Source organism: Bacteriovorax sp. PP10 (assembly GCF_035013165.1).
GTDB lineage: Bacteria > Bdellovibrionota > Bacteriovoracia > Bacteriovoracales > Bacteriovoracaceae > Bacteriovorax > Bacteriovorax antarcticus.
This window is the reverse complement of sequence record NZ_JAYGJQ010000002.1, coordinates 85,093-108,366: the sequence shown is the minus strand read 5'-3', so window position 1 is coordinate 108,366 and position 23,274 is coordinate 85,093. Positions and strand designations below refer to the sequence as shown.

Genomic DNA, 23,274 nt, shown 5'->3' with positions numbered 1-23,274 from the left:
GTCAAGTGAGTTTACTTTAGTTTCTACAGGAATTTCAACAAAATGCTGGGATGAATTCCACTTTGTTCTTTACCATGATTATGACAATGCTTACACTTTCTAAAATCAACCTACAACAATAAGCCTATTCGTAATGAACAAAAAAACTCTCGACGTTATTGCATATAACATTCACACAGGGGGGGGGCGCGTTGTTCTGCATGGATTTCTCAAAGAAAAATCTCAAGAATATGACTCAATCCTTTGCATTTGTGATGCACGATTGAAATTTCCCTCAGAACTTTATCCCAAGGTCCAATTTTTACCAATACATTCTACTATTAGAGAGAGAATGGATTTTGAAATAAATATAAGGAAAATTATCAGGAAGGATTCTAAAGTCTACTTTCTTGGAAATTTGCCACCTATAAAAAAAATCACGAACAAATCAACACTATTTTTACAAAATCGTTTTTTAGTAGATAGACCTTTTTTCAATTTTTCTGGATTTAAAAATTTGATCCAATCAGCTATCGAGCTAATTTGGTTTAAGTTATTTATTAACCACGTCTCTGAAATTGAAGTGCAAACGCCAATTATGGCTAAAAAGGTAAAAAAGAGTTTTAACGGGAAAATTCTTCTAAAGAATTATTTTGATTACGACGAATTAATTCCAATAAAAAAATCAAATGAAAAATCGGAATATTTTATTTATATTTCCGCTGCTTTTCCTCATAAAAATCATTGGATGATTGTTGCTGCGCTAAGTATTCTTGCTAAAAAAAACCTTTACCCTAAAATGATTTTTACTATCTCGCCTGAAGAAAATGGCAGCGTAATAAAAAAAATAACTAAGTTTCAGAAAAAATATAAACTCAACATAGATTTTTTATATAATGTTCCAAGATCGGAAGTTCTAGAAAAATTAGCAAATGCAAAGGCACTCGTATGGCCATCGCGTTTTGAATCTTGTGGTTTACCAATTCTAGAAGCAGAATACTTGAAACAAAAAATCATACTTATTGAAAATGATTTCGCTCCTATGAAAAATCATATTCCATTTAAAACAACTGAAGAGCTTGCTTCAGTGTTAGAGAAAGCAATGTGATCGTGATCTTCGGATTCTTTAGATCTTTTATTCAACCCAGCTATAAACCCTAAAAAGATTTGCCCTGCTGGCCACCAAATTACACTATAATGAAACAAGGAGATGAGTATAAATATACTTATACGTTTATCTTTAAAATAATTAATAATTAAAAAGAAATTAATAATTACACCCACAACACCTGACATTAAAAAAACTTCATACCAGCCACAATCGCTACCAGAATAATGTGAATTACTCCAACGAATACCAAAAAGTATTTCATCCCATTTGAGTAAATTTAAATCCACATGATTAAGCAATAACAAATATTTAATTTTTATTAAAAATATTATGTAAAAAGGTGAGATTTTATAGAGGAAATTGCTTGTAGAAATATTGTCGCCCATTAAAATATAAAAAGCACTATATAATGACAGTACAATACATAAACCAATTCCAGCAGATTTCGGATTCTTTTTAATACACTTCCATTTCGAGCTAAAATAATAATATATTAAACCAAAATACCCAACTCCAGAACCACTAATTATAATAGTCGTTACAAGTAAAATGATCCATTTTTTTATAAGACTTCTACTGAAAAACAAGAGAAAAACTACAAGGATTGCAGTTGTAATTGAAGCATTTTCCCCAAATCCCAAAGGGCGAGGATATGCTAAACGCCAAAAGTATCTACCGAAAATATATTTTTGAATATATAACCTATAAAAAAATTCTCCAATTATATAGGATGTCATTAATGCAATTAAAATTTTTTCAAATGATTTTTTATTAATATAAGAAAAATAAAAAATGAAGAAATAAAGGCCTACAAACGTTTTGAAAAAAAGGATTGTAGCTAGTGATGAGTCTTGAAGAAATTTAATTATACAAAAGCTAACTAAAGAAATAAAAAGTACTTTTTCTTGGATTATATCATTCCAATGAACTTTAAAAAGGCTATGCAATCCTGCCAAAATATAGGCTGGCCAAAAAAAACCCAAAAGTGGTAATGCAAAACAAGGCAATATAAAATAATCATACAGACTTGATCTTTTAACTAAATCCATCTAATCCACCCTAGAATTCCAAATATATGGAATTTGGGTTGTCTCTAGAGGAAGAGTCTCTGATTCACCTGGATCATGAGGATCACTAATGCAATTTGCAATAATTGAATGCCCGTCAGCTATTGATTTAAAGCTATACCAAACCATTGGTGGCAGCTTAACTAAAACATAATTCTCAGGACCAAAATCAATAATCTGAATAGAGCCTTTTGTTTTAGATTGATCGCGATCATCATAAATGATCAAACGAATTAATCCTTCAGGCACAACCATATTTTGCTTAATTATTTTATGCCTTTTCCATCCTTTAACTACATCCTTATTCACTACAGAAAAATAGATTTCTCCAATGTCCAGCTTACCATCTGATGAACTTTTCATCATATGCATTACTGCACCTCTATGATCCCTTATAATTTTTAAAGGAATCACTTCAACATTACTAATGTTTTCTATTTTTACTGATTGGTCCAAGGAATCCTTCTTTGTACTGCAAGTTTTTCAAAATTTTCAATCTGTTTAAAAGTATAATCTTGTAACGATTGATTTTGTTCATGCCAACTTTTATACCATAACGCAGTCATCTCTACAGTTTCTTCAAATGTTAAAGTTGGCATCCATGATAGATGTGTAAGGGCTTTATCACAGCAAAGCTTCAAGAGATTGGCTTCTTTCTTATGTAAAGAGTGACCTTCTTCAACTTCAAAGCTTGCATTCGCCCAATGCTTTTTCATTTCGTGGATTAGCTCTTCAACTTCTTTGTTCACCTCAGCTTTAGGCCCAAAATTGAATGACTCTCCGTTAAAAATACAGTCTTTCTCTAATAAGGCTGCTGCAAGTGCCAAGTACCCACTCAAAGGTTCAAGTACGTGTTGCCAAGGTCTAGTTGATTTGGGATTTCTAATTTTTACAGATTCATTCAATGTCCACGAACGAATACAATCTGGAACAATTCTATTTTTTGCCCAATCTGCTCCACCAATAACATTTCCAGCTCTTGCTGTAGCTATTTTTAGTTCTGGAATAAATTGTAAATATGAACGGTAGTAAGACGAGAAAGCTAATTCTGCACAAGCCTTAGAAGCACTATACGGATCTTTTCCACCAAGACGATCATTTTCTCTATAACCAAACTCCCACTCTACGTTCTCATAGCACTTATCACTCGTAACAATAACTACAGAACGTAAGCTCGGTGTTGCACGAATAGCTTCTAAAACATTTACCGTTCCAATAGTGTTAGTTATGAACGCATCTTGTGGGTTATCCATACACTCACTCACGATAGCGTTTGCACCTAAGTGAAGTAATATTTCTGGTTTAAAATCTTGCAAAAATTTCAGTAACTCTTGATAGTTTGTAATATCTCCACGAACATCATGAATTTGCTGACCAATATGTGCCAAATCGAAATGAGAAGGTGTTGTCGGAACATCTTTTGAAAATCCTCCAACCTCTGCACCCAACTTATTCAGCCACATCGTTAACCATGAGCCTTTAAACCCAGTGTGACCAATAATTGCTACTCTTTTATTTTTAAATTTATTTTGAAACATTTTTATAAAAATCCTTTTTTAAGCCCAAGGTGCTTGTCCATCTTGCCAAATTTTATTTAAGTATGTTTTATCTCTTAGTGTATCCATACACTGCCAGAATCCTTCGTGTTTAAAGCCCATTAATTGTCCATCTTCAGCCAATTTCTCAAGAGGACGACGCTCTAAAATTGTTTCATCACCTTCATCTAGATAATTAAAAATTTCTGGTTCAAAAACAAAGTATCCACCGTTGATCCAACCATCTTGAGTTTGAGGTTTTTCCTTGAAAGAGGTAACTTGATCCCCATCGAATTCAATTACTCCAAAACGAGAAGGTGGTCTTACTGCGGTAAAAGTTGCAATTTTTCCATGAGACTTATGAAATTTAATAAGCTCAGTGATATTAACATCAGAAACACCATCGCCATAAGTAAGCATGAATGTTTCATTCCCTACGTGATTTTTTAAGCGCGCGAGACGTCCCCCAGTCAAAGTATTTAATCCTGTATCGATTAAATCAATATTCCAGCTTTTATGAGATTCTCTTAGATATTTCACTGCCCCAGTTTGCAGATCAATTCTTAAGTCATTACTTAGAGCATAGAAATTCAGAAAATATTCTTTAATTACGTCTGCTTTGAAGCCTAAGGCCAAGGTAAAATCATTAACTTGGTGTTTTTCGTAAATGTTCATAATGTGCAATAAAATTGGAAGATCACCAATCCTGACCATTGGTTTTGGAACAAGGTTTGTTTCCTCGCTCAATCGTGTTCCCAATCCGCCACATAAAAGAATAACTTTCATACTACTGTCCTAAGTAAAAAATGATATTAAAGTAAGTTATGCTAAATTTATAAAAGATTATTCTATAATTGAAAATGCCTATTCGGCCTTCAGTCCAAAAACATATCAGTTTTATCTTTCAGAAATGTATAATTGATTTTAATATTTTAATTAAAGATAAGATAGAGGTGTAAGAGTGATAAATGAACCACATACAGATAATACTACTCCCATTGTGTCAGTTGTAATTCCAACCTACAATCACGCTCATTTTCTTACCAAAGCACTTTCCTCGCTTAAAGAGCAGACTATTACCAATTGGGAAGCCATTATTGTTAATAATTACTCTACGGATAATACTGAAGAAGTTGTTCAATCATTTTCCGATGAACGATTCCGCCTTATCAACTTTAAAAATAATGGAGTTATTGCAGCTTCCCGCAATCAAGGAATCCAGCACTCGAGAGGTGAGTATGTAGCCTTTCTCGACTCTGACGACTACTGGTATCCAAATAAGCTTGCTCGCTCTCTCAAACTTCTCCAAGAAGGTACCTGTGATCTGATTTGCAATAGTGAGGATTTTGTCGAAAACAATCAAAAAATTGCAACATGGCACCATGGACCAGACAATCGCGGCACCTATACTCAGCTTTTAGTGAAGGGGAATTGTGTTTCCACCTCGGCCACTATCGTTAGAAAAAGTTTTTTGACTCAGCTCAATGGCTTCCGAGAAGATACTCGTTTTATTACAGCTGAAGATTATGATCTCTGGCTTCGTCTGGCGAAAGCCGGATGCCGCTTTAAATTTATTCATGAAATCCTAGGTGCTCATCTTAAACATGCCAATAATAATAGCGGTGCTGTTGTAAAACACTTCAATGCCGTCTCTCAAGTCTTAGAAGATCATCTTGAAAAATTGCCAACGTCTTCAAAATCTTCAGTTATAAAAAAAGCATGCCAAGCCGTCATTACTTACGGCGCAGCCAGACAATTTGCCTCTCAAGGACAACTTTCCAACTCTGCACGTTTTTTTTCTAAATCTATTCGATTGAATCCTTTCCGAATGAAAACTTATGTTGGATTCTTCTTATTAGTCATGAAAGCTCTAGCATCAGCTCCAAGAAGTCTGTATGGAAAAAACTAAAAGAAATGTTCTTATAACTGGCGCCAGTGGATACCTCGGAGGCAGGATTTATACAACCCTGAGCTCTCTGGGCTATAACTGTATCTTAGCCGCGAGAAATACTGAAAAGCTGACTCAGATTTTTCCAGAAGCAGAATGCAGAGTGCTAGATATTTCTTCAGAAGAAACTTTCAAAAGCGCCTTGATTAAAATTGATGACATCATTCACCTTGCCTCAATGAATCATCAAGACTCTGAATCCAATCCAAGCCTTGCCCAAAAGATTAATGTCGACATGACTGACAAACTTATTAAAACCGCTATTACATCTAATGTTCAAAAGTTTATTTATTTTTCTACTTTTCATGTTTATGGAAATACTCAAGGTGTAATCAGCGAAAAAACACCTCCTTCTCCACTATCAATTTATGCAAAAACTCACCTAGAAGCAGAAACACTTCTTCTTAAATATCACGATCACATTGAAGGAAAAGTGATCAGACTCTCCAATGCAATAGGATCTCCGCTTACGAGAGAGACCAGTGCATGGTCCTTAGTAGTAAATGACTTGTGCCGCCAAGCCGTGGAAAACAACAACATGATTTTGAAATCCAGCGGACTCCAAAAGCGGGACTTTATCCCAGCAAGCTCCATTGGACACGCAATTGATGTCCTTTTAAAAACAAAACACCAAGAGAAAACTCCGGTTTATAACCTAGGGTCTGGACAAACATTAAGCATAATAAAAATGGCCGAAATGATTCGCGATCTCTGCCAGAGGGAACTAAAAAGAAAACCTGAAATTACCAAGCTCTCAGAATTGCCACTTCTGGAAACCGTGGCTGATTTTCAGTATCAATGCAAAAAGATACGCGATCTCGGTTACACTCCTAGCATTACAATTGAAGATGAGATAAGAAATACTCTTATTCAACTAAATCATGACAACAATTAACAATAAGTTTATTATTTCTAGCAGCTAAAGCTGCAAGGAATTAAATATGGAAAACGATCTTACAAATCAAGATTTTTGGATACACTATTGGTCAAATTTACAACTCCCAATATCTGTAGATGAAGGCTTTAAAAATGACCACGTTATTGCTCAGGAAATACTGAATGCAATCCCTGCAAATCCAAATTTTCACGCCTTAGAAATCGGCTGCGCTCCCGGCAAATGGCTTAGCTTTCTAGCTCGTAAACTTCAGTGTAAAGTAACTGGAATTGAATATGTTTCCCTAGCTGCCAATAAAACAGTCGAAAATTTAACACTACAAAATATAAAAAATTTTGAAATCATCACCGGGGATTTTTTCAAATACACCACCGAAGAAAAATACGATATTGTCCTTTCACTTGGTTTTATTGAACACTTCGACAACTTCGAAACTGTTTTAGAACAACAACTTTCACTTGTTGCCACAAATGGGTATTTAATCATGGGAATTCCCCGCTTTGTTGGAATGAATTATTACATGCAAAAGCTTATTGATAAAAAGATCATCAATAAACTACTTCCTGCTCATAATTTAAAAACGATGAACCTAGAAATATATGAACGCTTTGGCAAAAAACATGGCTTAAAAATCTTGAGTAATAAATATATTGGCGGATTTGAAAGAGGTTTATTTCCGGTTGCTGAAATAAAAAATTCTCCTTATCGAATTTTCTGCAAAATTATTATGCGAGTGCTGGATCTCTTTTTTGGCAATATTAATTCTAACTACAGCTCAAGCTATCAAATTGCGATCTTTCAAAAATGAAAACTCTTATTGTTTTAATTGAAAATTATGCTATTGGCGGAGCTAATAAATATAGCGAAGATCTTATCAACTCTGTGGCTAATTCTTTTGAGCACATTGAGATCTGGGGGAATCCTGAAGCGATTAAGACAATCAATCGCTCTCGCATTTCTTCTGAAATAACCTTAAAATCTATTAATATATTCAATACTAGTGAACTTATTAAGGGGCATAAAAAAATTCAAAGAGTGATTCTTAGACTACTTTTCTTTCCCTTTTCTTTTGTGATTAACTTCTTATCGCTTGTTAAACTTTCAATTAAGCTTAAAAAAATCAAACCAACAAAAATACTTTTATGCAATGGGGGGTATCCAGCTTCTTTATATCTCATTTACTCATGCTTATTCATAAAAAAACAATTTCACCCTACGATGACAATCGTAAGCACACCAACACGAAAAACATCTTATCTTTTGAGTTTATACGGAAATTTTCTGGATCTTATTGTCCGCAAGAATTCTCACTCACTTGTTGTCAACTCTCACGCAATCAAAAAAGAGCTGGTTGAACATCATAACTTTGAAGAAGAAAAAATTTTTATCGTACGAAATGGAATAGCTGACTCCACTCCCCTTTTCCGGACTCAAAAGACATCCCTATCAATTGGTTTCGTTTCTCGCGTTGAAATAGCTAAAGGAATAAGAGAATTAATGTCGGCTTTCGACAAACTTCATAACATTTATCCTGATATTGAATTAATTATTGCAGGTGATGGATCTCTAAAAAATGAAGTCTTTGAATTTTCTAAAAAATACACCAACGTTAAGTACCTGGGGCACTTTGCAGGAAACATTCAAGAACTTCTTTCAACTATTGATATCTTTGTTCTTCCTTCCTATCAAGAAGGTTTGCCTTACAGCTTGATTGAAGCAGCTATGTCAAACTGTGCACTTGTCGCCTCCAATGTTGGTGGAATACCTGAAATCATTAAACACAATTTTTCAGGAATGCTTATTCCTTCTCACAATACCTATGCCCTTTATCAAGCACTCGATTACATGATCTCTCATCCTGAGAAACGGATTGAGATGTCCAATAACGCAAGAGCAACCTTTCTCAATGAGTTTACTTTGGAAAGAATGAAAAAAGATTCTCACTTTCTGACACTCTAGGAACATATTTCACATTTCTTGCACTAGATGCTAAATTAGATCTGCACTTAAAAGGAATATTTTATAAAAAAACAAACTGTTATTATCACTGGCGCCAGTGGAAACTTAGGGCAACAGCTTCAAAAACATAGCCCATATGAACTTGTGCTAGTTGATCGAAACAACTGGAATGAATTGTCAAAAACACCATTCAATTCTGTACGTGCAATTATTCATAGTGCTTATGACTTAAAAAAAGATTTAAATACAGATCCGGCAGAAGTTCTGGATTCAAACATTGTTTCTACAGGAAGAAGCCTTAAACTCTGTAAAGATGCAGGGATTGAGCAATTTGTTTTTATCAGTAGCTGTTCTGTCTATGGTGATTCAAGCAATACTTCAGAAGAAAAGGCCAAGACCCCCATTACAATGAATGGTTTTACTAAAGCCTATAATGAAGAATTAGTGATGAGTTTTTGCAAGGCCAATAATATAAACTATCTGATTTTGAGACCATTTAATTCTTACGGTGGAAACGACACTTTCTCAGTTGTACAAAAACTTATTTTCTGTGCTCAAAATAACCAGGTATTTAATCTGGCCAACGGAGGAATCGCTGAAAGAGATTTTATTCATGTAGAAGACGTTGCTAAGATGACTTACATGCTTATGGAGAAAAATCTTTCAAACGCCATCGTTAATGTTGGATCGGGTGAATCTGTCAGAATTCTCGATCTCGTCAAGGCCATTGAAGCAAAATTTGGTATGATTAAAGTCAACAAAATCAATAAACCGGACGAAGCTATCTATTCTCGCGCTAACCTTAAAAAATTAAGAGAACTCATTGATTATGAACCTATGAGTATTTTTGATTTCATCCAGAAACTTTAAATCAATGCACACGATTATTCACATCACCTACTCTACCATTTCCGACAGCAATAGTTATGGGTTGCAAATTGATTCGTGCAAGAAAAAAGGAATGAATGTTATCATTCTTGATATTAGTGCAATCTATAATTTCCCAAAGCCAACTTTTCCTAAGCAAAATGCAAGTTTAGTAAAACACTTAACAAGCTTTTCTGAACTAGACGATTTCATCAAAAACCTTTCAATCATGAATACGCTTATTAATGTGCAGATTGGATACGAGTGGAGATTTAGAAAACTTTTTCGTTTAATCGCCAGATATCCCAAGCATCATTTCTCTCTTTTTCTTTTTGGTCAACTCCCTTTCCAAAATCAAAGAAAACTAGAGAAAATCATTGGAAAAATTATTTCATCTCCATTTGGTTCTCTAAAAAAAATAGTCATAAAAATTTTAGAAAAAATTCTTTTTAAGATTCATATCTACTCTCTTCCAAAATATATTTTTTATGCTGGGGAAACAACCAAGCCTTCAACTTTTCATTTTGAAGCTTATCCTATCAATTACTGCGATTATGATTATTTTCTTGAAAATCAAGAAAGCTCAATAGGAGATTATATTGTTTTTCTAGATGACGGAATTTTTCAACATCCTGATGATGCCATTGTTGGAAACAAAATTACTCCTGAATTAATCACTCGTTATCAAAAATCGATGAATCTATTTTTCGATTATCTTGAAAAGAAACTAAATCTTGAAGTTATTATTTCAGGACATCCAAAGGTTCAGTATGCGCCTGGTTTTTTTGGAAATAGAAAAATTATTAGAAATGAAAGTCCGAAACTCATTCAAAAATGTAAATTTGCCATCTGCCACTATAGCTCTTCTTTAAGTCTGGCAGTTTGTTATAAAAAACCGATACTTTTTACTTACAATCAAGCAATTGAGGAATTTTCTAAAGAAAATCAACCAATCAAAGAATACATTTTGAATCTTTCCATGGCCCTTAATCAGCCTATAATCAATATTGATGATAGTGATTCAATAAACTCTGTAACAAGCCTTGAAATTGACTCTTTAAAATATGCCAATTTCGTTTTGAACTACCTAACAACTCGAGAAACTCAGAATACCAAAAGTGAAGATGTGTTTTCCGGTTATTTAAAAAGGATCTTTAAATCTAAAGATTAAAAAATGACTTAGTCTTCATTCCTGTCATCAGTGCATCGTGAATTTTTCCGGCAATCACTGGACCTGCTTCACCGTCACCATATATGCTTGGAAGTGAATCCAGCTTCTTTTGAAAATCATCTGAAAGAATCTTTACTAGGGCCTGATAAATATCCTGCGTAACACCTTGAACATGAACGACATGAGTACTTGTAATACGCCCCTTTTGACGAGCACCTACATCTAACACAGCTTTTTTCATAAAAGGAGCTTCTATAATGCCACTCGATGAATTTCCTGCAACTACATCGACATGCTTCATTAAGCTTAAATATTTCAATTGCCCTAAACTAGTAAAAATATGGGTACGGTTCAGATTCTGTTTTTTAAATTCATTGATAATTGTCAAAATATTTTCTGAATAAGTATCCGCATTTGGCATCGTAATATAAAACGAAATATTGGCTGGGAGTTTACTTAAAGCTGAAAAGAAGTTTGTTGTTTCTTTAATAGTCTGCTCTTCACTAATTGTTACGGGGTGAAAAGTGACAAGAATATTTTTCTCATTAAAAGCACATCCCAATTCTTTTTCCATTTCGCTTTTTGAAAGCAGGGTCAATTTTTTAATATTATCAAGTCCAGGAGCACCTGTACAAAATACTCGTCCAGGCTCTTCTCCCATCTGAATAATTCTTTTGCGATATTCTTCAGTTGAAGAAAAATGCAGGTAAGACATTTTTGTAAGAGCATGGCGAATGGAGTCGTCAATAGCACCTTCTGTAATTTCTCCACCATGTATATGAGCAATAGGAATGTTATGAACCATGGCCGCTTGAGCTACTGAGAAAATTTCATAACGATCGCCTAAAATTAAAAGAAGATCAGGACGATTCTTTTCAAAATAAGTCGAAAATTTATTGAGTGCCACGGCCATAACTCTGACAATATCACCGGGACGGTCGCCGTGAATTTCGATATCGATTTCGGCATCGAGCTGAAACCCATCCTTTTTTATTGCATTAACTGTATAGCCATGTTTTTCACTCATATGAGTGCCAGTTGCAACTAGGCTTACACGTATATCTTTTAAATCAAGTAGAGCTTTAATAGGCCAATATAGAAGACCATAGTCAGCTCTAGTTCCTGTTACGACACAAACTGTTTTCATATTAAATCATCTTCTTGGTAATTCTTAGCTGCTTTCGTTCCAAGAACTTCATGCCATTTCATTGGACTAATACCTGTTCCTGGACGTTTCGTCGTTAAATTTTCCATAGTGAAGACATCACCTATTTTTATATCAGCCTTAGCAACAATAGATTTTCTGGCCACTTGAATATTTTTAGATTCTCTTTCAGTGGGAATTTTTTCAAATCGTCCCAAAGCCTTTTCAATGTTTCTAATCTGAATAACCAATGCTTTTAGCTCATTTGGATCTAATGAAGCTTTATGGTCTGGACCTGGAAGATTTTTATCAATAGTGAAATGCTTCTCTATCACTTTTGCTCCAAGAGCAACCGCTGCTACTGAAATTTCAACTCCTGCCGTGTGGTCAGAGTATCCAATTTCTACACCTAAGCGCTCTCTCATCGTTTTCATAGCATTCAAGTGAACATCTTCAAAACGAGTCGGGTAATCAGTATTGCAGTGAAGGACAGATATATTTTTCTTATCTGTTCCTGCATTCACTAAAACTTTAATGGCCGCTTCAACTTCTTCAAGTGTCGCCATCCCAGTAGACAGGATAACCGGTTCATTGCATCTTCCGATAAATTCCAGGTAAGGAAGATTTGTAATCTCTCCCGATGGAACTTTCCATAACCCCATATTGAGAGATTTTAAAAATATCAGGCTTTCGATATCAAATCCTGTTGAGAAGAATCTGATCTTCTTTTCAACACAATAACGTTGTAATTCTTTAAACTCATTATCTTGAAGTTCTAGTTTTTTTAACATTGCCAGCTGAGAGTCTTCTTTTCCTGTATTCTCAACCTGGTAACCGGCCATAGCAGCATTTTTCGTCACTAAGTTTTCAGATTTGAAAGTCTGAAACTTAACAATGTCCACGCCGGCCTCAACTGCTAAATCAATCAATTCTTTTGCAAGTCCTATATCACCATTATGGTTAACACCTGCTTCAGCAATAATTAACACACTTTTATTTTCCACGATAAAAACTCCCCGCTGGAATAACTGATTTCTCTGGCACTGTAATGCTCTCTTTCAAGACAGTATTACTTCCAACAAAAGATCCATTCTCGATAATACATCCACCATTGATAACAGCTGCTGTTGAAACGTGACAGTGATCACCGACAACTGCATCGTGCTCAATTAATGATTTTGTATTGATAATACAATTCATACCAACTTTAGCGTTTGAATTGATAAGAGCATCGTGAAGGACAATCGTTCCTTCTAAAACTGCTGCATGTTTTGCGACATATGATCTTGGAGAAATCACTGTCGCTAGCTTTGCTTTAAGACTTATTAATTTATCAAAGATATTTATTCTGATGTCTGCCGTCTTAATTTGTCCGACTGTAATCAGAAAGAAAGTAGATTGAGAAACATATTGAGCAAGATCATCATCACTTCCGATAATTTTATATCCAAGGACTTCTCCTCCGATATTTTCTTTGCGATCAAAGATCCCAAGGATTCTATATTGACCTTCAAGTTCGATAACATCGATACATGAACGGCAATGCCCCCCTCCACCAATTAGGTACAGGTCTTTCATTTATTCATCCTTACACTGCTGGGAATGTTGATAATTGTATCAACGTAATGACTAGCATTTGTCATCGGCATTTTAAAAGCATGAGAGAAAGCTGGAAGGTCAGTCATAAGTCTCCAGATAGGACGGCTCATAACTCCATTGTTGTTTGAATATTCTAAAAACTCATCACGCTCTTTTCTAGAATTGAATTCTATTGCGTTTAACCAAAAATTAGACTGAGTGTCTTTTGGTTCATCAACAAAACGAATTCCTTTTTTTGCAAAGTAGTTTCTATATTCAGCAGCGGTCTGTCTTTTGTTTTCTACGAAAGCAGGAAGGTTTTCCATCTGCGCGCAGGCCAAGGCCGCGTTCAGGTTAGGAAGTCTGTAGTTATATCCAATCTCGTCGTGATAAAACTCCCACTTGTGTGGTTGTTTTGCCGTTGTCGTTAAATGCTTTCCTCTTTTAGCAAGAGTTTCATTGTTAGTGATGATCATTCCACCACCACCACAAGTGACAATCTTATTGCCGTTAAAACTCAGGATTCCCACATCACCTTTAAGGCCGGTGTGCTCACCTTTGTAGAAACTTCCAAGTGACTCAGCTGCATCTTCAACTAGAGGGATATTAAACTTTTTACAGAGTCTTTGAATTTCGTCCATCTCTACTGGATGTCCAAAAACATGCATCGGAACGCATGCTGAAATTCTTCTCTGAGTTCTTTTATTGAAAGTTGCATTGTCCCTAACTTCAGTATTTTCAGTCAAGAACTCTTCAAGACTTTTTGGGCACATCCCAAGATTTTCTTTTCCACTATCGATAAAAGCTGGAATTGCACCGATATAAGAAATTGCGTTTGCAGTTGCCACGAAAGTTAAGGCCTGTGATAAAACTTCAGTGTCTCTTTCTACACCAACCAACATCAAGGCCATATGAAGGGCAGATGTTCCGTTTGTCGTAGCAATAGCATACTTAGCACCCGTATAAGCGCACATCATATCTTCAAACTTATTAACGTACTGACCGACACTCGAAACAAATGTTGAATCGATACAGTCATCCACGTATTTTTTTTCGTTACCTTGAAAAAGTGGTGCATGAAGAGGAACGAAGCTTTCATTCGGGTAAAGCGTTTTTACAAATTCAACGATGTCTTTATACATTGTAAATATCTACCTTATATCTTTTTAGATTTTCTGGATTTAAGAACCATTCGATAGTTTCTTTCAGACCATCTTCAAAACTATATTTGGGTTTGAAACCTGTAAGCTTATCAACCAGTGAGTTATCACACCAAAGTCTGTGAACTTCAGAGTTCTCCGGACGAATTCTTTTTTCGTCTTTGATTAATTTCACTTCATTTTCTTTATTCATAATTTTACGAATAAGATTAAAAGTTTCTTCAATCGTATGCTCGCGGTTAGAACCAATGTTTACTGTCTGACCGATTGTATTTTCAGACGTTGCAACTTTTAGCATTCCAAGACAAGTATCTTCAACAAAGTTGAAATCTCTCGTTGGAGTTGTGTCACCTAGTTCAATCGTTGTTTTACCAGCTGCAATTTGTGAAATGATTGTAGGAATAACTGCTCTTGCCGATTGTCTTGGTCCAAATGTATTGAACGGACGGGCAATTGTTACAGGCAGACCGAAAGACAAGAAGAAACTCATGGCCATTGCATCAGCACCAATTTTTGAAGCACTGTATGGCGACTGAGGTTGAAGTGGATGTTTTTCATCGATTGGAACATAAAGGGCCGTTCCGTAAACTTCACTTGTCGATGTATGCATAACTCTCTTCACTTTGTTATCAAGAGCTGCCTTACAAATATTTAAAGTTCCTGTTATATTTGTTTCAACATAACTTTGAGGAGCTTTATAAGAAAATGGAATAGCAATTAAAGCTGCCAAGTGAAATACAATATCAATATCTTTAGTGATTTCATTACAAAAAAATGGATCACGGATATCACCTGTAACAACTTCAACTTTTTTCAAGTCTTTAATAGTTTCTAACCAACCCCAATCATTAAAAGAATTATACTGGGCCAATGCGCGAACCTGATAACCTTCACGGACTAATAATTCTGTTAAATGAGACCCAATAAATCCATCTGCTCCGGTAACTAATACTCGCTTCATTATCTTTCCTTATTATATTATTTCGTTTCTTTTTTAATTTCTTTATTTCTTTCAGCGTGAAAATTTTCCCAATACTTTTCAATAATATGTCCGTTCAATTTCCAGAGTTCATTTTTAAAAAAATACTCCAAAATCTCATCTGTACTGGCTTCAAATAATGAGTTTTGAAAGTGATCCCAAATACTTTTGAATACAATCAGATCTTCATTATAGTCTAAGCTCAAACGCCAATTTTCTGCATTTTTAGAAGGACATGAAACTGCAACAAAACTGTTTTTTGGAAAAATCCTTCCCCATCCGGTTTCAAGAGAATTTCCAGTAAATTCTTTTAAAGCATTCTCTAAAAAAATCCTCGAATATCCCCCTGAGTTCACTCCAAATGGATAACCATCAGTATGATAAAATCCATTTGAGTAATCAGCATTTTCGATCTTATTTAAAATTGCTTTAACTCCTTCCGGAGCAGTTAAAATATCATCACCATCAATAGAAAAAATAAAGTCGTAATTAAGCTCTCTTGCCGCTTCAAGATGTCTCTTGGGAATATTCGTTGCATCACCAAAAAAAAGTTCAATTCCTTCTTTTTTACATAAGTCCTTAAAGCCGTAATTAATCTCTTCATTCCCTGTCGTAAGAACAATTGGCAAATTTAATTTCTTTAGTCTTCGAATCAGAATTTCAATAGGGCGAATTTCTCCCAGATCAAGCAGGTGCTTATTTGGAAGCCTCTTTGAACCAAGCCTAGCTGTAATAAATAGTGCAAAACGCTTAGATGGCATTTTTCTCTGCCTTGTATAATGTCTTTAAAACATCCCAGTCATATGACAAGTCTGTCGGATACTGACCTGTTTTATCTGCAGCACTTAAAAAAGATTTAATTTCATTTACGTACATATCCTCGACAATATTAGGATTATAGCCTTCATGAGCTTCACCTTTTTCAAACTCTACCTTTTCCCATTTACCAGTTTTTGCCAGATATACATCGATATGAGCATTTTCCCAGTCCCATCTTAATTGACCATCTTGTCCATTGATCATCAATCTTCTCGTTGCATATCTTGAAACAACATCAACCGTTAAAACACCAAAAAAACCTTTCTTGTATTTCATGAGCAGATTGTAAGTATCATCAACATCCTCCCCTCCTTCAAATTCGATTGTTTTCCCAAAAGTTGAAGCTACAGTGTCCGGAAAATTAAAAACGCTACAAATCCAGCTCAATTCGAAAGGAACAATTTCTCTTCCCCCTGAAGTGTCTTTTCTAGAAACATAATAATCGGAAACTTTTTCATAAGGATGCCAATCAGGAAGATATTGTCCTGAATGATAAAGCCAGTTAGAAAGTTTTCCTAATTCATTTTGATCAATCATTTTCTTAATTAATTGAATTGCTGGATGAAAAAGTAGAGTACATGATGGAGCTGCAACAATATTTTTCTTAGAAACCTCAGCTATAATTTCTGTAAAATCATCATCGAGTACGCTGGCTTCAACAAAAAAATGACAACCGTACTTAACTGCCACTTTCATATAAATATTATGGAGGTGAGGTGGCACAGAGATAATTATATGAGGCTTATTTTCAGCGACATAAGCTTCAACGTCAGAGATTAATTCAATATTATAAGTATTTTTTGCTTCCGTGCCTCTATCTTCTCTTGGATCAAAGCCAGAAATATTTTTATAGCCAAGTTTTTGAAGACAGCGAATGCGTCTTTTTCCCATTGATCCCAATCCAATTACTACAAATTTTTTCATATTATTCCTTTGTGAACTTTATAAAGTCCAACCATCGTCGACAATTAAGTTTTGTCCGTTTACATATTTTGATTCATTAGACACAAGAAACTTAACAGCTCCTGTTAGATCTTGTGGATCGAGCATGCCACCGCGAGAACTCAACGAGTATTTCCCATAAGCTTTGACAAAAGATTCCTCATGCCCACTGAACACGCCACCAGGAGAAAGAACATTAAAGCGCACATCTTTTCCTTTAAAATAAGCGGCCATATATTTCGTCATATGAATGACAGCTGATTTAATTGCTGAATATTCTACCGGCATTGTGAATTTTTCTTGTTCATAAATATCAAACCGTGGTGCATTTACTCCGTACACAGACGAAAATGAAACGATAGAACCTCCTCCATTTTTTTTGAAATACATACCAAACTGTTTCATCACATTAAAATATCCGCCCAGGTGAACAGAAACATTTTCATTAAATGATTCGATAGTTACATCTTCAAGTTTCTGTCCGTAACTTTTTGTTCTTGGATAACTACAGTTAACAACTGCATTCAGCTTAATATTCTTTGCATGAAGATCATCTATTGTATTTTCGAGTACAGAAGTCGAAGTAATATCTGTTTCGAAAAAATTACTTTCGGCAATAAATGCTTTATCAAAAATAAAAACTTCCACTCCCTCTTTTTTAAGAGATTCATGGATTGCTTTTCCAATAAGTCCGTATCCAATTAATCCTACTTTTAAACCTTTCATAAATATCCTAGTTAACTTTACGGAAGACTGGTTTGATTGCAGGTCCAACTAAATATTTAGAAGCGCCTTCTTCTAAGGCCATAGCATAAACCTTCATAGCCTTTTGGGCTGCTTCCAATGTGATATTAAGTTCTGTATCTGTATGAGCTGTACATATTGAAACCCATGGCATTAGTACATTATTCTTAATCATCTCTTGAGAAAAAAGTGTTCTCAATTCAAGTGAAACTTGTCCATCTTTGTTTCTTGTATAATATCCTGGAGAACAATCAACTCCATCGAATCCTATGTAGTCTAGGATTCCAATTTCATTTGCAATCGCATTCATTCCACTTTTTAGCTTACTTCCGTAACTCCATAAATTAGCAATAACGGGTTCACGCTGATAAATATTTAATGCTGCTACGAAAGCTCCAAGACTCGACATCTCAGCTCCATGAGTACTGGACATAAGGAAAACTCTTTCCTGTCCCATTTCTTTAATTCCACCAAGATTCATGATTTCTTTTTTTCCAGCCAAGGCCGCAACAGAAAAACCATTAGCCATTGCTTTTCCAAAAGTTACTAGATCAGGTTGCACATTATAATATGTATGTGCTCCTTGAAGATGCCATCTAAAACCCGATATCATTTCATCGAGAATAAAAACGGCTCCATTTTTTTCGCATACACTTTTCACATTTTGGAGAAAGTTATTTTTAGGTTCCTCAGTAGCTGCAGGTTCAAGAATAATAGCTGCAATTTGATTCGGGTATTTTTCAAAAAGATTCTCTAATGATTTGATGTCATTGAAATTAAAGTTTACTGTTGTCTCTGAAATTTCAGAAGGTATTCCTCTTTTAATTATAGTGTCACCAATAAACCAATCATCATAAGAAAAGAAAGGTTGTTGTAAACATCTTGCAATCATTTTCTTTCCAGTATAAGCACGTGCTAATTTTACAGCTGCACTAGTTACTGAAGATCCATTTTTTGCAAACTTCACCATCTCTGCACATGGAATAAGATTAACTAGGGCTTCTGCTGCTTCCAATTCAATTAGAGAAGCTCTCGTTAAATTATTTCCTAATTCAATCTGTTCTATAGCTGCACGATTAACTTCTTCATTGCTATATCCAAGAGTAATAGCTCTTAATGCCATCCCATAATCAAGAAACTTATTTCCTTTCTCATCCCAGACATAAGCTCCTTTTCCTTTTGATAAAATCTGAGGAGCATTACTTGGAAACTGATCATCTCCTCTACTGTATGTATGGGCTCCCCCTGGAATAACTTTGTTTAATCTTTCGCTGTAACTTGTCATTGTATCCACCTATTTTAATTTATTCTTGTAATCTGCTTCTGCACGATAAAAATCGTCGCTACGGCCAATATCCAGCCAGTAGTCCTGAACTTGGAATGTTCCCACACGCTTTTTTTCCATAATCATTTTATCTAAAAATGTCGGCATATCGTAAAAAGTATTTTTTGGTATTAATAATAAAGATTTTGGATTTAAAGAATATATCCCTGCATTCACTAAAGAAGTATGAATCGGTTTTTCTTCAATTCGATCTACAAGTTCACCTTCGCCATCAAAATGAATCACTCCGTAAGGAACCTGATAATCATGACGAAAAGTACATATGCAGGCATCTAATTCATTTGTTTCGTGATAGTCAATCAAAGAAGAGAAGTTAACTTTTGTCAGTACATCCCCATTCATTACAATTATTGGGAGATCGTTGATAGGTTCCATCAAACTCAAAGATCCAGCTGTTCCCATTCTTTCTCTTTCACGTATATATGTGATGTCTATTCCATGACGAGTGCCGTCTCCAAAATAGGATTCAATCATTTCTGATTTATAATTTACCGAAAGAAAGAAGTGATGAAATCCATATTCTTTAAAATTCTCAATAATGATTTCGAGAATTGGCTTATCGCCTAATTTTAACATTGGCTTAGGACAATTTGCTGTTAAATCTCCAAGACGTGACCCGAGTCCTCCAACCATAAGAACGACAGCGTTTTCCTTTTTAGGCTCAGTACTGACAACCTCTTTTAGTGAAACAATGCGAATGAGTTTTCCCTTTTCATCAATGACCGGCACATGGGTAATCCCATTTCCTTTCATCAATTCATGAAGTTCTGAGTGTCTTAATGTTTGAGAAGCAATAATGGGTTTTTGATTAATAGCTTTAGTAATTGAATCATTAACATTCAAACCGCTAAGCAATGCTCGCCTTATATCACCATCAGTAAGAGTACCTTTAAGATGCCAGTCTTCAGAAATAATTACTAAAAACTTCTCTGCTGTTACGTTTAATTTCTCCAAGGCCTGATAGATCGATACATTTTCTTTGAGACAAAGCTCATGCCATTTATTCATTGGAAAATACCTTTAACTAAATACACCCATAATAGATTTGATATCTTAACAAATGAATTTTTATGAGTCACTAGAGTCAACAGTATCTTCTGCTATTGAACCGCGGTGACGCCGGTAGCCATTTAAACTATTCTACTTTTTAACATTGAGATCAAGATGATAAGTTGCTACATCGTCAAAAGAATTCTTGTGAGTCACTACAATGCTTGTACAGTTTTGAAGAACGCTCTTCAAATTACTGATGATTTTCCTCTCTGTAGTAAGGTCAAGATTTGCTGTAGCTTCATCGAGAATTAGAAATGATGGTTTCCTCACAATCGCACGTGCAAAAGATAGCCTTTGCTTCTGACCAGTAGACAGTTGCGGTATGTCATTTACTACTTCTTTTAATTGTCCGGGAAGCTCCTTAACCAACTCTTCAAGGCCCATTAGGCGAAGTGCCTCCCACAAATCCTCATCTCTCACAATAACATCTCGATCCAAGCCATAGGTTAAGTTGTCGCGGATTGAGCCTTGGATTAAATAAGGCTCAGGTCCTACATAGGCAAGAACTCTGTGAAGATCAAAAAGAACGGTCTTTGATGAGTGAGAGTTAATTCGAACCTCACCTTTAGTTGGCACACGCAGTCCTAAAATTATTGACAAAAGTGTACTTTTCCCGACTCCAGACTCTCCCTTGATCAATAACATCTCCGACTGTCTAACCTTGAAATTCAGATCTTTAAAAAGAATTTTTTGATCATTGAATCCAAAAGAAACATTAACCAATTCAAAATCAATTTTCTGATCATCAATGATCATTTTCTTTTCTACTTTTTGAGAATTTGCAATATCCATTTGCTTATTCCAATTATATAAAATTTTTAGTCCAGGAATATTTAATTTGAGGCTCGCAGCCGTTGCGTTAACTTCACTTGCAGCTTGCGCAAGTCTGATAAAAATATAAAAGAACGACACTAATTTAATAGCTTCTGTATTAAAATATTTTACACTTAAATAAGTAATCAAACTTAAAATTACCACTCCAATTAAAAGTGGAAATGCACTGGCAAACCCCGCCACCAATGAGTAACTTAGGTAGTGCCTCTTATAGTTATCTAAACTAGTATTTCCTCTCGATATTTCATTATCAACTTGATTGTAAATTGAAAGAAAAAAATTATTTTTTAGTCCTCTCAAAAGAGATTCACTTAAATTTTCCCACTCTTGAACTAGTCCAACACCATACCCATTTATTCTTCTAGTTATGTACTTCAGGGGAAAAAGAAATAGTGCTAAAAAGAAAACCCCCACCATCATCTCATAGGGAGCGAGCTTCATTCCAGTTAGGAAAAAAAGGAATGCGGAAAGTAATGTATTTATCAACATAGAAGAGTTGTAGATTACAACTCCTGATTGAGAAGTGATTTCAGTAAATATAGACACGAGCTCTTTAGATGAAATCAAATGCGCATTTTTTAAGCCAAAGGATAATAAATTAATTCTTTGTCTGCTTGTAAATGAAAGCTGAGTCAGGCTAGCAAAATGGGTTTTTAGCATATAAATAGACGCTCTAAAAACTCCAAACAAAACTAACATTACAACTGATGAGGTAAGGCCAACAGGATACCAACTTGGCAAGATAGCCTGTTCTCGGGATAACAATCCAATAGTAAAAAGAAATCCCTGCATAATAAGGATAAAAGATGATTCTACGGCAAACCAAAAAATTCCGATACAAGCAGATATCCAAAAATACTTCCACGCTTCTAAACCAATAAATTTTTTAAATTTTATTAACTTGTTAAACATGAGAAAATACCTATTAAAAAGATTAGTACTATGGCCTTATCAGAACTCAGTCTATTAATTGTCTAGAATCTTATCTACATAAGACTTGATAATTTTATAAGTGTCTAGATGATTTGACATAAAATATTCTTTGTCTTTAGCTACTTCTTCTTCAAACTGATCCAATGAAAGATTAAATAATAGGGTATTCATTTTACTTTCAAATTCTTCAAAAGTTCCAATTTGAGTTTTGAAAAATCTAGACTTTGAATGATCCACTGCTAAGTTTTTTTCATCTGGATGTGGAAAAAACAAGACCTTTTTCCCCCAACTCAAGGCTTCAAAACCTAAAGTTGAACAGTAGGAAACCACTAAAGAACTTTTATAAGACAAGCGATAAGAATTTAAATATTCTTTATCCGATGGAAAAACCTCTACATTGTTTCCAAAATATTTTTTATAAAATTCTTTTTCACCAGCGCTCTCTGTTGATCTTTGCCTGCCAGCAATAACCATTCGAAGATTTTTACCATCAAGATATCTTTTAATATAATCTGACAAGATGAAAGTCCATTCGTACAACAGGCGAACGCCTTCTTCTGTCACTTCATAATCTGGTTTTTCCATTCCAAAGAGATACTCGGAAATGAGACAAATATCGTAAGTTGGTTTATTTTCTAAAGTCGGCGCAATATCTTTCAAAAAATAACTCGAGCGAATTGATCCTATTGGAAAAGTTTCATTGAGTTTAACTCCATGATCTTTATAAAGATCAATATCTCTTTTACCAAAACAAAACAGCGTTGGAATTTCATCAAACTCTTTAGCGCAATTATGTGAGCGAAACCCATTTTGAATGCATACAAACTCACTTTTGTAATATTTAGCCAATCTGTGAAAATTGTGATTGTTATCAATTAAAGTAATCAGAAGTTTAGGTTTTACTAGTGAAATAAAAGCCAAGTCATAAGACATTCTAAGTCTAATTTTTTTAATCACTGTGTAATATAAAACCTTTATAATTAAAATAGGATGAACAGAAAACCATTCCCCACGAACAGCTAAAACAGTAAAGTCTCTATCGGGGAAGAGAATTTTTTTTATTTCCTCACTTCCTACAACATCATAGACAAGCAGATCATTTTTTTTTGGATACTTCAAAGTGAGATGCTTCAAGTAATTAAAATATTTTTTATTCTTTTGTAATAACGACTTGAGTTTTTTTCCAATATTCATTTCTATATTTAAACCTA

At 34.7% G+C, this 23,274-nt stretch carries 23 protein-coding genes; 7 read left to right on the top strand and 16 right to left on the bottom strand.

Annotated features, from left to right (window positions below):
- Positions 1 to 133: 133 nt before the first annotated feature.
- Complete coding sequence (locus SHI21_RS10510) at positions 134 to 1,087, top strand: glycosyltransferase (RefSeq protein WP_323576447.1); 954 nt, start codon at positions 134 to 136, stop codon at positions 1,085 to 1,087.
- Here SHI21_RS10510 and SHI21_RS10505 read toward each other — a convergent pair.
- From SHI21_RS10505 to rfbF, 4 genes are read right to left on the bottom strand one after another with little or no spacing between them, the layout of a single operon-like run.
- Positions 1,030 to 2,139: a hypothetical protein gene (locus SHI21_RS10505; RefSeq protein ID WP_323576446.1), complete on the bottom strand. Its 1,110-nt coding sequence runs from the start codon at positions 2,137 to 2,139 to the stop codon at positions 1,030 to 1,032. The two genes, SHI21_RS10510 and SHI21_RS10505, sit on opposite strands and share 58 nt — an antisense overlap.
- Positions 2,140 to 2,613 carry a dTDP-4-dehydrorhamnose 3,5-epimerase gene (locus SHI21_RS10500; RefSeq protein ID WP_323576445.1) on the bottom strand — a complete coding sequence of 158 codons (474 nt, stop codon included), beginning with the start codon at positions 2,611 to 2,613 and terminating at the stop codon, positions 2,140 to 2,142.
- Positions 2,598 to 3,695: a CDP-glucose 4,6-dehydratase gene (gene rfbG, locus SHI21_RS10495; protein WP_323576444.1), complete on the bottom strand. Its 1,098-nt coding sequence runs from the start codon at positions 3,693 to 3,695 to the stop codon at positions 2,598 to 2,600. The genes SHI21_RS10500 and rfbG overlap by 16 nt, the downstream gene beginning before the upstream one ends.
- A gap of 18 nt (positions 3,696 to 3,713) precedes the next feature.
- A complete protein-coding gene (gene rfbF / locus SHI21_RS10490) occupies positions 3,714 to 4,478 on the bottom strand; it encodes a glucose-1-phosphate cytidylyltransferase (RefSeq protein ID WP_323576443.1) in 765 nt (254 codons plus the stop codon).
- Between the two features lie 175 nt (positions 4,479 to 4,653).
- Between rfbF and SHI21_RS10485 the strand changes: the two genes are divergently transcribed.
- The 6 genes from SHI21_RS10485 (at position 4,654) to SHI21_RS10460 (ending at position 10,532) form a co-directional block, all read left to right on the top strand.
- The gene (locus SHI21_RS10485; RefSeq protein ID WP_323576442.1) at positions 4,654 to 5,601 is read left to right on the top strand and encodes a glycosyltransferase family 2 protein; all 948 of its coding nucleotides are present in this window, start codon (positions 4,654 to 4,656) and stop codon (positions 5,599 to 5,601) included.
- Positions 5,588 to 6,535, top strand: a complete 948-nt coding sequence (locus tag SHI21_RS10480) for an NAD-dependent epimerase/dehydratase family protein (protein ID WP_323576441.1) — start codon at positions 5,588 to 5,590, stop codon at positions 6,533 to 6,535. Before SHI21_RS10485 ends, SHI21_RS10480 begins: the two co-directional genes overlap by 14 nt.
- A gap of 46 nt (positions 6,536 to 6,581) precedes the next feature.
- On the top strand, positions 6,582 to 7,343 hold the full coding sequence (locus SHI21_RS10475; protein ID WP_323576440.1) for a class I SAM-dependent methyltransferase: 762 nt from the start codon (positions 6,582 to 6,584) through the stop codon (positions 7,341 to 7,343).
- Positions 7,340 to 8,494: a glycosyltransferase family 4 protein gene (locus SHI21_RS10470; RefSeq protein ID WP_323576439.1), complete on the top strand. Its 1,155-nt coding sequence runs from the start codon at positions 7,340 to 7,342 to the stop codon at positions 8,492 to 8,494. The genes SHI21_RS10475 and SHI21_RS10470 overlap by 4 nt, the downstream gene beginning before the upstream one ends.
- A gap of 63 nt (positions 8,495 to 8,557) precedes the next feature.
- A complete protein-coding gene (locus SHI21_RS10465; RefSeq protein WP_323578338.1) occupies positions 8,558 to 9,364 on the top strand; it encodes an NAD-dependent epimerase/dehydratase family protein in 807 nt (268 codons plus the stop codon).
- A 4-nt stretch (positions 9,365 to 9,368) separates the two neighbouring features.
- Positions 9,369 to 10,532 (top strand): hypothetical protein, encoded by a 1,164-nt coding sequence (locus SHI21_RS10460; protein WP_323576438.1) that lies wholly within the window; start codon positions 9,369 to 9,371, stop codon positions 10,530 to 10,532.
- Here the strand turns inward: SHI21_RS10460 and neuC are convergent.
- From neuC to SHI21_RS10400, 12 genes are all read right to left on the bottom strand, one after another.
- Positions 10,522 to 11,679, bottom strand: a complete 1,158-nt coding sequence (gene neuC, locus SHI21_RS10455; RefSeq protein ID WP_323576437.1) for a UDP-N-acetylglucosamine 2-epimerase — start codon at positions 11,677 to 11,679, stop codon at positions 10,522 to 10,524. The two genes, SHI21_RS10460 and neuC, sit on opposite strands and share 11 nt — an antisense overlap.
- Positions 11,676 to 12,680: an N-acetylneuraminate synthase gene (gene neuB, locus SHI21_RS10450; RefSeq protein WP_323576436.1), complete on the bottom strand. Its 1,005-nt coding sequence runs from the start codon at positions 12,678 to 12,680 to the stop codon at positions 11,676 to 11,678. Before neuB ends, neuC begins: the two co-directional genes overlap by 4 nt.
- Entirely contained in the window at positions 12,670 to 13,254 is a 585-nt protein-coding gene (locus tag SHI21_RS10445) for a NeuD/PglB/VioB family sugar acetyltransferase (RefSeq protein WP_323576434.1), read from the bottom strand. Before SHI21_RS10445 ends, neuB begins: the two co-directional genes overlap by 11 nt.
- Positions 13,251 to 14,396, bottom strand: coding sequence for a LegC family aminotransferase (locus SHI21_RS10440; protein ID WP_323576433.1), 1,146 nt, complete (start codon positions 14,394 to 14,396; stop codon positions 13,251 to 13,253). The genes SHI21_RS10445 and SHI21_RS10440 overlap by 4 nt, the downstream gene beginning before the upstream one ends.
- Positions 14,389 to 15,375 (bottom strand): NAD-dependent 4,6-dehydratase LegB, encoded by a 987-nt coding sequence (locus tag SHI21_RS10435; protein WP_323576431.1) that lies wholly within the window; start codon positions 15,373 to 15,375, stop codon positions 14,389 to 14,391. Before SHI21_RS10435 ends, SHI21_RS10440 begins: the two co-directional genes overlap by 8 nt.
- A 17-nt stretch (positions 15,376 to 15,392) precedes the next feature.
- Positions 15,393 to 16,154, bottom strand: coding sequence for a cytidylyltransferase domain-containing protein (locus SHI21_RS10430; protein ID WP_323576430.1), 762 nt, complete (start codon positions 16,152 to 16,154; stop codon positions 15,393 to 15,395).
- Positions 16,144 to 17,136 carry a Gfo/Idh/MocA family protein gene (locus SHI21_RS10425; RefSeq protein ID WP_323576429.1) on the bottom strand — a complete coding sequence of 331 codons (993 nt, stop codon included), beginning with the start codon at positions 17,134 to 17,136 and terminating at the stop codon, positions 16,144 to 16,146. The genes SHI21_RS10430 and SHI21_RS10425 overlap by 11 nt, the downstream gene beginning before the upstream one ends.
- 18 nt (positions 17,137 to 17,154) lie before the next feature.
- Positions 17,155 to 17,880 (bottom strand): SDR family oxidoreductase, encoded by a 726-nt coding sequence (locus SHI21_RS10420; protein WP_323576428.1) that lies wholly within the window; start codon positions 17,878 to 17,880, stop codon positions 17,155 to 17,157.
- A gap of 7 nt (positions 17,881 to 17,887) precedes the next feature.
- On the bottom strand, positions 17,888 to 19,183 hold the full coding sequence (locus SHI21_RS10415; RefSeq protein WP_323576427.1) for a glutamate-1-semialdehyde 2,1-aminomutase: 1,296 nt from the start codon (positions 19,181 to 19,183) through the stop codon (positions 17,888 to 17,890).
- Between the two features lie 9 nt (positions 19,184 to 19,192).
- A complete protein-coding gene (locus SHI21_RS10410; RefSeq protein ID WP_323576426.1) occupies positions 19,193 to 20,251 on the bottom strand; it encodes a nucleotidyltransferase family protein in 1,059 nt (352 codons plus the stop codon).
- A 132-nt stretch (positions 20,252 to 20,383) separates the two neighbouring features.
- A complete protein-coding gene (locus SHI21_RS10405; RefSeq protein WP_323576425.1) occupies positions 20,384 to 22,042 on the bottom strand; it encodes an ABC transporter ATP-binding protein in 1,659 nt (552 codons plus the stop codon).
- A gap of 54 nt (positions 22,043 to 22,096) precedes the next feature.
- Entirely contained in the window at positions 22,097 to 23,257 is a 1,161-nt protein-coding gene (locus tag SHI21_RS10400; protein WP_323576423.1) for a hypothetical protein, read from the bottom strand.
- Positions 23,258 to 23,274 lie beyond the last annotated feature (17 nt).